This window comes from Sphingomonas fucosidasi (genome assembly GCF_036663855.1).
Lineage (GTDB): Bacteria > Pseudomonadota > Alphaproteobacteria > Sphingomonadales > Sphingomonadaceae > Sphingomonas > Sphingomonas faeni_B.
The window spans coordinates 17,834-31,736 of the sequence record NZ_JAXOJR010000018.1; the positions used below are offsets into that span (position 1 = coordinate 17,834).

Below are 13,903 nucleotides of genomic sequence, written 5' to 3' on the forward strand. Positions count from 1 at the left end.
GTCAATGCGCGCCAGGTGTGGCGGTTGAAACGATGCTATCGGTGATCCACACGGAAAGCCGGTTCAATTCGCTGGCGATCGGCGTCAATCGCGGTGGTCGGTCCAAGCCGAAACCACGCAGCTACGCCGAAGCCGTGAATACGGCGTATGCCCTTATCCGCGCCGGATATAATATCGACCTTGGGCTGGGTCAGATTAACAGCGCGAACCTTCGCCGGTTGAACCTGTCGATCGAAGACGCCTTTGATCCATGCCGCAGTCTGACCGCAGCCGCTACGGTGCTGACCGCGAATTATCTCCGCGTCCTGCCACGCTCGCAATCGACGCAGCACGCGCTCGCTACTGCGCTGTCGATGTATAACACCGGCAGGGAATGGCGCGGCTTCGTCGTCAGTGCTGCCGAGCTGGCGGCGCTTACGGATCAGTCGCGTCATTCCGTCATTCTTGCCGAGGAACGCAAACGAGTGCGTCATCACGAACTCGAAATCCGCGTTGAGCAGGGAATCAAGCATCCCCGGCCGGGTGCGTGACGGATATTCGCGAATGCCGAAAAGGCCGAGAAAGCGGCTACGATCATGCGCGCGAATTTCGACGGCTTCGCGCCCGAAGATCAGGCGTTCGCCATAGAGCGCCGAACCTAGATGACCACGCACCAGCGGAATCCGCCGATATGCGCCCATCATAATCAGTTCCAGAACCTCCAGCGGTTCGGAAAACAGCAGATCGTCAAACTCATACAGGCCGAGGCGTTTCGGAGAGAGCCGCCCGAGCAGCTTTGCCGTCTCGCTGGCGCGTTCGTTAAACCGCTGTAGGTCTTCCTCGTCGACCTTTGCCAGCGCATCAACGCGAGCCTGTTTCGACACCAGATTTTTGAACGCCACCGCGAGCTTGTCAGCAGCGCCGACAGCCGGGCGCATGACGATCGACAGGTAGAGTTCGTTGACGAACATGCGTTCCGACGTGACCCGGCCGCGATACGTCTCGTTGAGGTCGCGGGCGAACTCCGATCGGAATGCGCCATCCGGATAAGTGTCGGTGCGGCGGCGAACGGTATGCGTCCACCATGCAACGCGTTCGTCCGCGCTATTGCGGAGAATGCTGTTTAGATTTTCGTGCCACGAATTGAGGTCCGAGCGATCGGCCGTCTCAAATGCCATGCCGTCGAGACGAAACATCGTCAGGAGCGAGCCGTCATCGAGCGCAATTACATGATCGTCGATATGGCGTGAGTAAGGGAGAAAGCGCTTAGGTTCCTGTTCGCGCTTGGCGATGTTCCAAGGCGTCTGGAGCTTTTCAGCGACGGTCGGTTTATTCACCTGCAAAACCCTTGCGCTTGAGAGCCTTCACAGGGAGCGGCGAGTAAGAGCTACCGCCCCACCACGCGCGGTCCCGGTTTTTCCACTTCGTTTGAACGCCGAGGTTCAGGAGCCGAAAGGCGTTGGGATCGTGACGTACAACAAGCCGGGCGATCCCGAATCCGACGACTGCGACAATCACGCCGTAAATCGGATTGTCCGAGACGATCAGGACGAGGACGCCCGCGATCGCCATTGGAATACCGGCCTCGATGGGGACGCCGAACCACATAGCCGGGCGCGTGACCGCCAAGAAAAGCGGCTCGCTGATTAGTGGTTCGTCGTCACCCAAGATCGTTCTCCAGTTGGTTTAGGCGTCGTCAGCAGCGACCGATCAGCCGCCCACGATTTGATCGAGGAACCACGACGCGCCAAAGATCAGGAAGCAGCCGCCAACGACGGCTATCAGCGGCCCAGCGCTCGCGCGGCCGGTGAAGAAGCGATAGCCGGTGACAGCAATCGCAATGACCGCGACGCTCTTTGCGAACGTCCCGGTTACGAACTCTTTGATCGAGTCCGCAAAGCTCTGAATGTTGCCCGTGCCTTGAGCGTAGGCAGGATGAGCGATCAGGCAGCACGCAACCGCCGCAATGGCGAACCGCGTCAGATCCTTTGTACGACGGGCGGAATCATGATGCCCGTTGAGGTGTTCGTGGTGTCGTTTCAGCACTTGTCCGTCCTTTCGGTAGGTGTTGCCCGTCATTGAAACACCATCACGCCTTGCACGCTCGCAGCAGGAGCCTCCCGAGCGGGAGGGCCTTCCTCTGGTAGGCGTACAGGCGGAGCGGGTTGGGGATCGGCACGGCGGGCGACCGCGCCGAAATCTGATGGCCGGTTCATGGCAAGAACCGTGGAAGGGGGGGCGAGCTTAGGAAGCCCGGCAATGCTTGGAACGACCGTCCCGGCCGAACCGTACACGCGGCCGACATAGCCGTTCGTGAACCCGCTCCAGCTCGTGCGGTCGAGGGTGCGCCACCTGTTCCGCCAACCCCTCGGCGCGAACCTCCGCAACGATCGCGGGGGCGCTAGGCGATGCTGCTGCTCTGCCTCGCCATTGCCTTGCACGACGTTGACGGTCCTATTCGGTGTCAGTCAGGCGAACGCATCCGCCTTGCCGGTGTCGGTGCAACTGAACTCGACGGCTCGCGGCGATCGGGACAACCCGGCGTTGTGGGTGATCCGTTCGCACAACGCCGCGCAATGGCTGTCGCGCTGGGTGGCGGCATCGGGGCGGACAATCGACGGCCAGACGGATATCTTACTTTCGCCCGGCCGGTTCGCCTTTCGTGCGAAGCGGTCGGGACAAGCTGGAATAGGACCGTTGCGTGGTGCCAACTACCGAACGGCCAGGACGCGAGCTGCGTCGCGATCCGTGCCGGTATCGCCGTTCGCTGGGCGAAGTTCGACCCTAGCCAACGGTTAGCCCGCTGCGTGCGATGATGGCGTTTGTAGGTAGCGAATTGGCTGGGATGGGTGGTGTTACGCTCTGTATTTTTAGCGGTTTGCACCCTATATTTGATAGGACAAGGAGCGCGTGATGGCCGATGTTGGACTAGCTACCGGGAAGACGGAAGCGGAGCTTATTCGGGAAAGTATCGACGCGAACCTCCCTTATCTCCACTCGCAACGCTGGGCCGTAGAACAGGGTCGGCTCCGTGGTGTGATCGATAAGGCTCCAGACGCAGAAAAAGCTGCTGCAAAAGAGGCGCTTTCAAAGCACTACGATACGCGCGGCGATGTAGAGAGTAGTCGCGCCCCTTTAGTGCAGCGCGCAATGGAACAGATAGAAGCTCGCAAAACAAAGTGAGTGACGATCAAAAGCCATTGCGCGACGATGAACGCGAGAAACTTGCTCGCGATCTGGCAGAAACCGGAATCGAGAAATCGACCGCTGTGAAAGAGCCGTTGGCTATTTTTACAGCAGGACAGTCGGGTTCTGGAAAGAGCATGATCGTCAACTCGATGCGGATTCAATTCGAGGGTGTTGGCGGTGCCGTCGAAATTGATCCGGATAAAATCAGGCCGCAAATCCCATACATGCGCGACCGGATCGAGCGCGGCGATTTAGATATTCCGCAAGTCGCATTCTCTGACGCTGGCAATCTCGCGCACCGTGTCATGCAGATATCCGCAGAAGAGCGGCGGAATATCATTTATGATGGGACGCTATCGAACTACAGCAATTCATCCAAAAGTATGGATGAACTGAAAGATAAGGGCTACCGTGTCGAGGTTCACGGAATGGCTGTGTCTCCGGATTTAAGTCATGCAAGCACTTACGATCGCCGCGAGGTCGAAATCGTCGACTCCAAAACCGGGTTCGGTCGTGGGGTAAGTGATGAGTTTCACGATCAGGCCGTAAAAGGTCTGGTCGATACGATCGAGAAATTGCAGCAGAACAACAATGCTCACGCGATCGTTCTTTACGGTCGTGACGGAAAGGTTGTTGGCAGTAGCAACCTAGAAAACGGCCGGTGGGTGCCCGATGAACGCCTAGCGGATACCCTTCGCGACATTCACAACAACCCCGATCGCCGCAGCCTAGAAGACGCTGCTAAAACTTGGGATCGTGCATCGGATCTTATGCGCTTCCGTGGCGCTGATCTTGACGAACAGCGCAAAATTGAAGGCTTTCGTGTTGCCTCTCACGAACGCCTACCGGCTGAACCGTCGATCGATGCAGCGGCTCCAAACCGGGGGAGTCCGGATGCCGATCGCGCGAACACTGGCGAACGCCTCATCATCGCGGACGGAACGCGCATTCACGAAAAACGCATTGATGGTGGCTGGCGCGAACAGGACTCGGAACCACAAGGCTCTAGCCCCAAGGGAGTCTATCGTCTCGATACCGCGCGGGAAGCCGATCCTAAGTCCAAGGAAGAGTATCGCGGGGCTGTGCTGCACGTCGACAAATCGAACGTGTACCAGCTCGGCAACGACGGCCAGGTAACGCGGCACGATCGCGAGCGCTTCAAGGAAACGCCTAACGTCGGGGACAACGCTCAAATTGGGTACGATAAAGGCCAAGCCGCCGTGCTGACGCGCGCGGCGGAACCTGCTCCCGATCGCGCCGCACCTTCCCCAACTGTGCAGACGCCAACAGCGCCAAGCCAGACGCCAACCCGCACGACTCCCGACCGCGAGCGGTAGAACGTGCGGGCTTCTGCATGAGGAAAGCCGGACGCATTGCAGCCGCATCGATCGTGGCAATTCCGATCGGGATTGCGATCGAGCTGGGCTTAGAGATCTCCACCAGCCTTGATCGATACAACGCCACCCTTCCGCAAGCGATCGACGCCGCGCGCCATTCTGTCGTCATGCCTCATGGCATTAGGGATTGCCTGATATGGACCGGACTTACAGCGATCGCTCTAGCTCTTAATAAACTGCATCGAACCCAAGCGCGCCCGTCACGTCCAGCGACCGAACGCTAAGGATAGATACCGACTACAGTTCACTTGGTTTGGTTTAGATGTCTCGAATTATCTACTACAGTAAGGCATTGATCGGAGCGGACTTTGGCTAAGTCGAGGCCATCATAGCTCACCTGATTGTATGGGCTGGGGCAAACGGGATCGCTAATATGCTCGTTGATTATTTTATATTTCTGTATCGCCATCGTCTTCTAATAACATATCCAACGTTTTGCTATCATGCGTGTAACGCTTGCCGATAAAATGAACGCTATCCCTCACCTCGGGCGCAAGATCGGCGGTGGCAATAATTATTTGAAATGGCTGGGTGAGATTCTTAGCCTTATCGACTATTGTATTATGTAGCTTGTGGTATCGCTCGGGCTCCATCCCCTTGTCTTCAAGATTCTCAAGCATGAGAATATGAAGATGGCGCATGGACGCAATTTTATCTGCGGCAAAAAGAATACCTAAGAATATGGCATTCCTAAGATAACTTACCGAACTAGCCGAAAACGACTTTTGCCCGTTTACACTGAATGAGTTAGCTCGAAAATCAATCTCTACATGGGGGTTATTGTGGAACTCGGCTTGGCGATCTAAATCCGCCTGCAAGAACGCCTGTGTCTCCCGTGACACGGCAGATAGCGCACCACCAAGACGGAGCGCCGCCCCATTACGAACTCGCTCTATCGCTTCCTTTGCGTTGGCGATCTCCCCGGCAAGACGGTCCCTGTCACCACGTAATGCTTCAAGGCGTTCTACTACTCGCTTGTCGCGGCGAATCCGGTCTAGTTCGGCCTGTAAATAACCCAAATGATTCTGCTCTGTTGCGAGCTTTGCTTGGTCTTCAGTTGAAACAGTAAGTTTTTGCCTTTGAAGATCGCGAGCCAAGCGGTCGATCTCGGATCGTGCGTTCCTAGCAAATGCATCTAACTGAGATAGATTTTGCGCCCGCTTCTTCTGAATGCGACCAGACTGCTCGATTTGAGACTGGGTTGCGTTCAAAAGAGATAAATACCGCGCTGTCGGGCGTTCGCGGGGAGCGTCAGCTTTACAAAGGTAGCAGTGCTGGTGATCTGACCCCGGCTCGACTAACGACCCGCAAGCCGGACAGGAGGATAGTGCAACTTCTCCGACGTAATCAGCCACCCTCAGGCTTTGTGTCAGGTACTGCACCCGCTGATAGAGTGTTGCCAAGAATAGCTCTGAGTCCTGAGCCTCCAAGGCAAGCTCCGACCTTGCCGAAACGATATCGCTTAAGCTTGATTTTGCAGCTACCAAGTCTTCGGACAGAGTACTAACGTGGCTTTTATCAATATCCGAAGATTCAATTGGCCGTAAGGAAGCTTGCGCTAAAATGTTTATACGATGGTCGGATTGTGCTATCTCGGCATTGACCCGCTTCTCTTCGGTATCCAGACCATCAGCGCTCAGCTCGTTGTAATCGCTTCCTAGTAGGATATTTCCCGCAGAAACCGAGGCAAGCGACTCTCCGTATTTGTTCTGGGCTTCGCGTAAACGTTTTTCCAGCTCGGCCAGGTTCTGATCGGTTCCGCCTAGCACAAAATTGCCAACAGACTCACGCGTAGTCGGTTTGTCGAATAGGTCTTCAAACCTAAGCAGCGATGCATTGGGACTGTCTTGGTCGGCATAGTGTATGCGCAAAAACTGATTAAATGTAAGGAAGTCCCCCATTTCAGAAAATGCCTCTGGCATTCCCAAAGCGGAAAATATTAATTGGCTGTAACTTTGCTTTTCCGCCGAGCGTGAGTACGAGTACTCCTGCCAGTTCTCTATTGACGATGACAACCCCTCAGTAATGGTGCCATCAAATACCAAGACGGGAGGCAGCCCAGTTTCCGCCACTTTCCGACTGATTGTGATTGAGCTATCTCCAATCTTAGCTTGAAGATAGACGCGATCGCATTTTAGTGCAGCCTTAGTCCACTGCCGCGCCGTCAGTGCGCCGCCCAACCCAAAATAGATCAACTTAAATAATGTGGATTTACCGGACGAGTTCTCGCCTTCAAGAACGTTTACGCCCTCTGTCAAGTCTTGATCGAATACAACTGCACCCGCAGCTGTAACGCGAAACCTTTCAATCAACATGGGCGCTGTTCTTTACATCATACTTGAAAGTCATAAGCGTACTTCTGTCTTTCAAACCGCCCTCACCGTATAAACCGTACTCAGCATTAAGTCCAAGAATGTAGTTTATAACAGGTGACATCCTCTCAACAAACCCGTCAAATTCTGCCATTAAACCGGCATCTACTGCGAATAGTTCCGTCAGTCTTAGCTCTTGCCGCTCGATCAGATCGCGCTCTCGCAACATATCGAGCGCAATAGTTTGATACTCTGCAAGCTGCAAAAATGTAGATGATGGACTCGCGTACCACTTGTATGGTTTCACACTTGCGAACTGCTCAGCAAGTCGCTTCTTTTGCGCTCCACGATGCCGAATTATTGGTAAATCGAAAGGAAAGATTGTGAAGTAGTCTACGATGCGATAGGCATCATCCTTAATCCCGCCAGTTATACGAGCCAGCGCTAACGCACGAAATGCGGTATGGTATACATCCTGATGCGGATAAAAGTTAAGACCTAACAACTGGCGTACTCAATGAAGCAATTATCAGCTAGAAAGAATAGTAAGCCCATCGCTTCCATCTTGCCATAAAACTCTGGCAAGCCTGTCAGATTATGACTTAAGTACTCTACTACCGTCTCGTTGAATATTGCCGATTGTTCCGCGAATTTCATAGTCGCAATATTAGGCCGAATGTCCTCTTGAAATGTACTGTATGCGTGCTTGAATCCGGCCACTAGAATAGCTTGACCGGATGCGTGCCGAGCCGTTACCTCAAAAAACTTGGCAAATGCCTCCTTAGCTTCGATGGCATAATCGTAGTAGTCGATTGTCTGACCAGCATCCGCTAACTTAGTTTTCAGATTACGATGGGTCGGAACACGATCATAATGGGCAAGCTGTTCAATAAACGAATCTTTAATTTCGCCGTTTTCTATCTCGATGAGACACTTCGCTACAAGTCTTTGAAGTCCCGGATTAACTTGCGGGCCTTCCACATTAAGAATGATCGCCGAACCGCCCGCAACGACATTCGCCGTAACACCTTGCTGAATAACATCAGCCTTATTGGTGGTCACGAGCCCCTTACTCGTTACGAAAGCCTTGGTCGTCGTTGCGACAGCCTTACTCGTTGTCACAAGCGATTTGTTCATTTCCGTTTGTGGATATCCCGACCGGCTACGTCGCCATCGGTCGTTACGTCCCGGATAACGACACGATTGGTATCTGTTTTCGTTCTCGATTTATTGTAGCGGAAAGCGAAAAGCGCTCCGCCCGCAGCGATAACTGCGAGCGCAATGACACTCAAAGCTGACATGTCCATCTGGCATTCCTCTCTACGGCGATTGGCATCGTCATAGGCGACTAATCGTTACCTCGCTATAGTAAGGCTGGCTCACGATCCGGGCTGTGGAGGCTATTTTGAGCGATTTCCGACCCGAGTCACCTCCTAAGGCCGCAACGCCACTCAGGAGCGGTCTTGCTGAACCGGCTCACACGCCGGATAGGGCCGAACGTCTCGTCATAATAAATGGAAGCCGCCTCCACGAAAGGTACCTCGGGGGCCAGTGGACCGTCATGGAGTCAGAACCGCAAGGCATGAACCCTCGTGGTATCCATCGCCTTGATACGGCTCGGGACGCCGATCCGAATACCAAGGGCGAATATCGCGGTGCTGTGCTTCACGTAGACAAAGCCAACATTTACCAGCTCGGCACCGATAGCCAGGTGGTGCGCCATGATCGCGACCGCTTCAAGGAAACCCCGCACGCCGGGGAGGGTGCGCGGATCGGATACGACAATGGCCGGGGCGTCATGCTCAACCGATCAGCCGAAACTATCCCCAATCGTGGCACCCCCATGCCAACGACACACGCGCGCGGAACGCAAGAGCGTGAAAGATGATCTTTAGGCCTGACCCGCGATTGCCGGTGCGGGCGGTGGCGGTAGCGGTTGCGGTGCGGGAGCTTTAGGCTTTCGTGGCCTCGTCTGCTTTGCCGGAATATTGTTTTTAACGGCAAGCGCCTTTTGACCAACAACGACATTCCGATGCACAAACTGCTCTAAGACAACTCGCAAGTGGGCAAATTCGTCGCGATCTGGCGACCATGCTTGATGCGCAGCAGCGTTCCCTGCTTCTGCCACAACGCTTAGAATGTCGTGTTCAGACGGTCCGATAAATCCACGCTCTTTTAGTGACTTTAGTTTGTCAGTAAGATTATGACCCGGATCGATCCCCAATATTTCCATTGCACGATCTAAAGCAGTCCTTAATCCAACTGACGCCAAAATAAACGATCCGTTTGCAGCTGCCTTATACATTTCATTCATTATAGTGTTGAGTGGTAAATCGATTTTATACAAGCTAACTACCCACGCCTCACGCTCGTCCCTTACCATAGGTTCGGGATACGTTTCGATACGACGTGGATGATAGATTGAAGGCTCCCCGGTTCGGGGATTATAAATCTCGTCCACGTCTTCCGAGTCCCAGCTCGAACGATAATAGAAGGCTGTATTGCAACCACAACATTCTAATAGCTTGTGATCGGCCTGCCCATATAAAGAATGCTCACCGTCGTTTTGCTCCCACGGTTGATCTAATGATCCGTGGATTACACAGTTCGTCTCACCTCTACAGGTTGGGCAAGGAGCTTTCATTTTTTCAGCGAGGGCATCAGTCATAACGCAATCCTATGGCCCGCAATTTCGGGCGTCGATAGGGCTACGTGTCCCTCCTACCGACGCACACTTCGTTTAGAGACCGTCCACAGTCGCCTTTGCTTTAGCAGCTTGGTTGGCAGTTTCCCTAGAATGCTGCAACATAAACGCGTCCTGTGAAACATATTCAAGCTGGAGCGTAGCTTTTCGCCCCTTGTCGATGGGACAACTCTCGATATTAGAATTATAGTTACTGTCAGCCATGCTGTTCGCAAACTTGTTTGCCGCTGCCATGAAGCCCGTGCCACCATAAACATGCTGTGGATAGGGGTTGTCTATCGGTGATACCGATACTGTTACCCTAGTCTCCTTGTTGTGAAATGCCCGCTGTACGTCAATCGAAACACCGTCCGTATTCACTACCTTAACGCGCTGCTGTTGAGGATATTTTTCACCAAGGGCCGTAGCTAACTTTTCAATTTTAGCTTCTACTACGGAGTAGCAGCCGGTTTCCGATAGATTCACAGACTCAAGACGATCATTGGTAAACGATGGCATTACTACAACATTCAAATCACCTATCTGCATCCCGTTTCCAACAGAATACACAATTTTGATCTTTGCTGGCTTCTTGCCTTTCCGGGTTACTTCTACTGTTTTGATACCTTCGGCTTTACGCAACCCTTCGGCAAACTGCTCGGGAGTTATGCCTACGTGGAAATCGCGCCAGATAACGGGCTGCGGCTCCTGCGATGCGACAGGCGAGCTAGCAGGAGCTGCGGCGACCTGTAGCGCCGCCAAAAAATAAACGAACATTCTTCCCCCCAAAATTCTCGTGCTATTAGTTACCCTGCCTTCGGTAATTCGGCGACCTTCGTCGTTGCGAAGGCCGTTAGCTTTTGGGACTGCTAACGATGGACACCGACGCTGAACACTATGCAAACCTCGCGCAGCACGAACTAGATGCTGCACAAGCCTCAATCGATCCCGATCAGAAAATGGCGCACCTTGACCTTGCGGCTAGGTATGCAACGCTTGGTGATAGACGCCGGCACCTCACGCTCAGGGAACCACGCAAATGAGGAACGTACCACGTCCAATAGTGATTAGCCTCCGCCCTATCGCTGCACCGTAGGCACTGGTGAGACTGTCACTTGCCCCCGCTTGAAACACCTCTTGCACTTTAGCCGCGCAATGGCTTGCGGCATCGTCTGCGGCAAACCGCCGAAGAGCTTCAACACATTGGCGAACGGTACATTGATCGTCCGTCCACACTGGCACACGATCCGCATATCTGCACGGTGACGCGCGTAATCCATCGTCGTTTCAAAACGCGCGGTACTCATCGCGCAACCGGGATTTCCGCAAAGTTGGTCGTCCACGAATTAGATTTCTGGCTGCGCTTCGTGTCAGAAGCCTTTGGCCCTCGCCCCTGCGCCGCAACCGTGATCGTATCTCGCCCGAACCGGGCATTAAGTCCGTCCATCGCGGCTAACAGGCCAGGAGCGCGTGGGTCGGGAATTGCGAATAAGTCGGTCTGTGCCGCTCCAGTCGGGTTTAGATCCTCCAGCAGGATGCCGCATTTCGTATATACCCCGCCCTCCTGAAACATCGCCTCGGTAAGCCTCGTTGCCATCCCGACTATTACGCGCGGGTCGTGACTTGCCGGGGATAAGCGTGCCGATCGCGATGCGCTCGGTGGGTTCGGCCGGTATCTGCTGCCGTGCGCGAAGACGATCATGCGAGACGCCACCAGCCCTTGCGCGCGTATCTTCTCGGCCGCGCGAGCTGCGCGACGTGCCATCGCCTCACATAGGTCGCCCAAGGTGCTGACAGGTGCGCCAAACTGCCGCGTGACGGCTGTTCCCTTCATCGCCTCTGGTTCAACTGTGAACTCGGCGCATTCGATACCGTTCAACTCACGCACAAGGCGCTCTAGAACGACGGTTCCGGCGTCCCTCGCGACCGCTGGGGGCAATGCAGCAAGGTCAGCCGTGGTTCGCACCCCTAGCGGCTTCAGGCGGGCCTCTAGAGCCTTCCCGATCCCCCAAACCTCCCCGACCGGCCATTGCGCGAACAGCCGGCGACGCAATTCTTCGTCGTGAAGGTCGACGACGCCGCCCCAAATCTTTTCGGTCGCTTTTGCAAGTGCATTAGCAACCTTTGATAGCGTTCGCGTCGGTCCTAACCCTATACGGGTAGGTAAGCCTACACAGCGCGAGATTGCATCGATGACACGGTGCGCGGTTGCCACGTCTCCAGTTCCATTAGGGAGAACCGGGAGACGGAAAAAGCTCTCGTCTATCGAATATACCTCAACCGTATCGGAGAAATCTGCGATTACTGAATTGAAACGCCGGTTTAAGTCGGCATACAGTTCGTAATTTGACGATCGAACCTGTATCCCGTAACGCTTTACAACATCACGAATCTTAAACATCGGATCGCCCATTTTAATATGCAGGGCTTTTGCTTCCTCGCTTCTAGCGATAGCGCATCCGTCGTTGTTGGATAGTACGATTACCGGCACGCCACGCAAGCGAGGATCAAAAAGCCGCTCGCTCGATACATAGAAGTTTGCCACGTCACAGATTGCATAAGACATAGCTCGATCTAACGCCGGTAGTCGCGGACGCCCGATCGCACGACGCCCCACACGTCGACCGCCTCATCTGCGATCGTCACGGGGTAGCTCGTCGATACGTTGCGCGCCTCCAGATGCGGCACACCTTCGCGGAACACCAATTGGCGACATACAAACCCGCCATCTACAACCGCGATAACGATGTGACCGTCTGACGGGCGCGTGTCTCGATCGACCACAACCACGTCGTTATCGTAGATTCCTGCGTCCCTCATACTGCTTCCCTCGATCCGGAAAACAAAGCTCGCGGCTCGATCCAATCGTAACAGGTCCACCAGATTGACGGACTCGCAGGACCAGTCCTGCGCGGGCGACGGGAAGCCAGCTCCAGCGGCTGCGAGAATGCGCGGAAATATACCTAGCGGAATATCTGCGATCGGAATTGGCTGCATCAGCGGCAGCATTTTGGCGTCTCCCTTCGGCCCCTCATAACGCATGAAAGAACAGAAAGGGAACGGCTAGATTATCGGCTGATCTGATTTTCAGCCGGTGGGGTTCGTGCTTTTGGGTATCATTTCGAACCCCTTGTAAGCCCTCAGTTATGCGGCGACACTGCTGCTATGCCCCCCCCTAGCGACACATCACTGACGTACCGCGAGAAGGTCGTTCAAGCCGTGCTTACGGCTGTTGTGGATGCGGGCGCTGTGCCAGGTGTCGAGGGCGGCTATATCGAGCTAGATAGCGCGGTCGATGCGCTATGCGCGGCGATTGCTACTCTCGTCATGCAATCGGGCGAGGCGACCACGGCCAAGGATCGGCGCGAGACGGCCGATTACTGTCGGGGTGAAATTGCAAAGGTCATGCGCTCGATCGCAGAAGGTGCGCCCATAAGCTGGAAGCTTGATCCTGTAGGGACTCCAAACTAACCGACGCTCGCCGCGCTGCTCGTTGCCTATCGCGGCCGGATGAACCATCTTCGCGGTATGGCAAACACTCCCGATAGCTTTGAACAGTCCGCTCAAATCGTCGAAGCGTTCGCGGAAGGCGAGAACGACGATCGCGTTCTGGAGCTGCTGCGTAAGATCGCTCAAGCGATCCGTGACCACGCAATAGACGACTAGGGATCGCAAAAATGTGCAACCGCGCCCGCATGGATGGCGAACCGGAAACCTTATGGGGATCGGCGTCAAAGCTCTTTATCGAACGCCCCCGCGACAATCGGTTCAATCCGCGCGAGCTGCGACCGAAGAGCCGCAATTATATCATCCGCGAACAGGACGGCGAACGCGCCTGGGACGTGATGACGTGGGACGTTACGGGCGGCAAAGCCCCTTGGCCTATGACGAACGTGCGGAACCTCGCGCTCCCTCAATGGCGAAAACTGGCCGAGAAGCCGGAAAACCGCTGCCTCGTCCCTCTCACGGAGTTCTGCGAGTTCACTCCCGACAAGCACGATCTAGAGGACGGCAAACCGCCCCTCAAAGGTGAAATGTGGTTCTCGGTGCCAAGTCAGCCTGTGTTCGCTGTTGCGGGATTCTGGCAGACCACAGCGGAGGGCAACGGCTTTACGATGGTGACGTGCGATCCCAATTCGCTGGTTAGCCCGATCCACCCCAAAGCCATGATAACGATACTCGATCCCGACGATATCGAGACGTGGTTGCGAGGCTCATATGACGATGTTGTTCGGCTCCAGAAGCCTTTTGATCCGGACAAGATGACGGTGCGCGGACCCGTCTTCCCGACACGCCGTAAAGAACGATAGCTGGCCGATAGTTCGTCCGGACGAACTATCGGG

15 protein-coding genes and 1 pseudogene are annotated in these 13,903 nt (G+C 54.8%); 5 read left to right on the plus strand and 11 right to left on the minus strand.

Annotation, left to right across the window (positions count from 1 at the left end; all coding sequences use genetic code 11):
• Nucleotides 1-32 precede the first annotated feature (32 nt).
• The gene (locus U1737_RS20420) at nt 33-530 is read left to right on the plus strand and encodes a lytic transglycosylase domain-containing protein (protein ID WP_332798078.1); all 498 of its coding nucleotides are present in this window, start codon (nt 33-35) and stop codon (nt 528-530) included.
• On the opposite strand, the pseudogene U1737_RS20425 reads toward U1737_RS20420, so the two are convergent.
• The 3 genes and pseudogenes from U1737_RS20425 to U1737_RS20435 form a co-directional block, all read right to left on the minus strand.
• Nucleotides 441-1,316: pseudogene (locus U1737_RS20425) on the minus strand (VirB4 family type IV secretion/conjugal transfer ATPase); the annotation flags it as partial. The gene U1737_RS20420 and the pseudogene U1737_RS20425 sit on opposite strands and share 90 nt — an antisense overlap.
• Nucleotides 1,309-1,647: a VirB3 family type IV secretion system protein gene (locus U1737_RS20430; protein ID WP_026046796.1), complete on the minus strand. Its 339-nt coding sequence runs from the start codon at nt 1,645-1,647 to the stop codon at nt 1,309-1,311. The pseudogene U1737_RS20425 and the gene U1737_RS20430, both read right to left, overlap by 8 nt.
• Before the next feature lie 42 nt (nt 1,648-1,689).
• A complete protein-coding gene (locus tag U1737_RS20435) occupies nt 1,690-2,058 on the minus strand; it encodes a TrbC/VirB2 family protein (protein WP_332798065.1) in 369 nt (122 codons plus the stop codon).
• A gap of 834 nt (nt 2,059-2,892) precedes the next feature.
• Here U1737_RS20435 and U1737_RS20440 point away from each other — a divergent pair.
• On the plus strand, nt 2,893-3,162 hold the full coding sequence (locus U1737_RS20440) for a hypothetical protein (protein ID WP_192142850.1): 270 nt from the start codon (nt 2,893-2,895) through the stop codon (nt 3,160-3,162).
• Nucleotides 3,159-4,505, plus strand: coding sequence for a zeta toxin family protein (locus tag U1737_RS20445; RefSeq protein ID WP_332798066.1), 1,347 nt, complete (start codon nt 3,159-3,161; stop codon nt 4,503-4,505). Before U1737_RS20440 ends, U1737_RS20445 begins: the two co-directional genes overlap by 4 nt.
• A 449-nt stretch (nt 4,506-4,954) precedes the next feature.
• On the opposite strand, the gene U1737_RS20450 is transcribed toward U1737_RS20445, so the two are convergent.
• Genes U1737_RS20450 through U1737_RS20460 form a run of 3 tightly spaced genes read right to left on the minus strand, consistent with a single transcriptional unit; the run spans nt 4,955 to nt 7,939 of the window.
• Nucleotides 4,955-6,880 carry a hypothetical protein gene (locus U1737_RS20450; protein WP_332798067.1) on the minus strand — a complete coding sequence of 642 codons (1,926 nt, stop codon included), beginning with the start codon at nt 6,878-6,880 and terminating at the stop codon, nt 4,955-4,957.
• Complete coding sequence (locus U1737_RS20455) at nt 6,870-7,382, minus strand: ABC-three component system middle component 5 (RefSeq protein ID WP_332798068.1); 513 nt, start codon at nt 7,380-7,382, stop codon at nt 6,870-6,872. The genes U1737_RS20450 and U1737_RS20455 overlap by 11 nt, the downstream gene beginning before the upstream one ends.
• On the minus strand, nt 7,376-7,939 hold the full coding sequence (locus U1737_RS20460) for an ABC-three component system protein (protein ID WP_332798069.1): 564 nt from the start codon (nt 7,937-7,939) through the stop codon (nt 7,376-7,378). The genes U1737_RS20455 and U1737_RS20460 overlap by 7 nt, the downstream gene beginning before the upstream one ends.
• 499 nt (nt 7,940-8,438) lie before the next feature.
• Here U1737_RS20460 and U1737_RS20465 point away from each other — a divergent pair, with 499 nt between their 5' ends.
• Nucleotides 8,439-8,765, plus strand: a complete 327-nt coding sequence (locus U1737_RS20465) for a KfrB domain-containing protein (protein ID WP_443027168.1) — start codon at nt 8,439-8,441, stop codon at nt 8,763-8,765.
• 3 nt (nt 8,766-8,768) lie between these two features.
• On the opposite strand, the gene U1737_RS20470 is transcribed toward U1737_RS20465, so the two are convergent.
• From U1737_RS20470 to U1737_RS20490, 5 genes are all read right to left on the minus strand, one after another.
• Nucleotides 8,769-9,545, minus strand: a complete 777-nt coding sequence (locus U1737_RS20470; protein ID WP_332798071.1) for a DUF4145 domain-containing protein — start codon at nt 9,543-9,545, stop codon at nt 8,769-8,771.
• Between the two features lie 72 nt (nt 9,546-9,617).
• Nucleotides 9,618-10,337, minus strand: coding sequence for a hypothetical protein (locus tag U1737_RS20475; protein ID WP_332798072.1), 720 nt, complete (start codon nt 10,335-10,337; stop codon nt 9,618-9,620).
• A gap of 526 nt (nt 10,338-10,863) precedes the next feature.
• The gene (locus U1737_RS20480) at nt 10,864-12,126 is read right to left on the minus strand and encodes a Y-family DNA polymerase (protein ID WP_332798073.1); all 1,263 of its coding nucleotides are present in this window, start codon (nt 12,124-12,126) and stop codon (nt 10,864-10,866) included.
• A gap of 8 nt (nt 12,127-12,134) precedes the next feature.
• A complete protein-coding gene (locus tag U1737_RS20485; RefSeq protein WP_332798074.1) occupies nt 12,135-12,569 on the minus strand; it encodes a S24 family peptidase in 435 nt (144 codons plus the stop codon).
• A gap of 291 nt (nt 12,570-12,860) precedes the next feature.
• The gene (locus tag U1737_RS20490; RefSeq protein ID WP_332798075.1) at nt 12,861-13,196 is read right to left on the minus strand and encodes a hypothetical protein; all 336 of its coding nucleotides are present in this window, start codon (nt 13,194-13,196) and stop codon (nt 12,861-12,863) included.
• 41 nt (nt 13,197-13,237) lie between these two features.
• On the opposite strand from U1737_RS20490, the gene U1737_RS20495 reads away from it, so the two are divergent.
• On the plus strand, nt 13,238-13,870 hold the full coding sequence (locus U1737_RS20495; RefSeq protein WP_332798076.1) for an SOS response-associated peptidase family protein: 633 nt from the start codon (nt 13,238-13,240) through the stop codon (nt 13,868-13,870).
• The last annotated feature ends 33 nt before the right edge of the window (nt 13,871-13,903 follow it).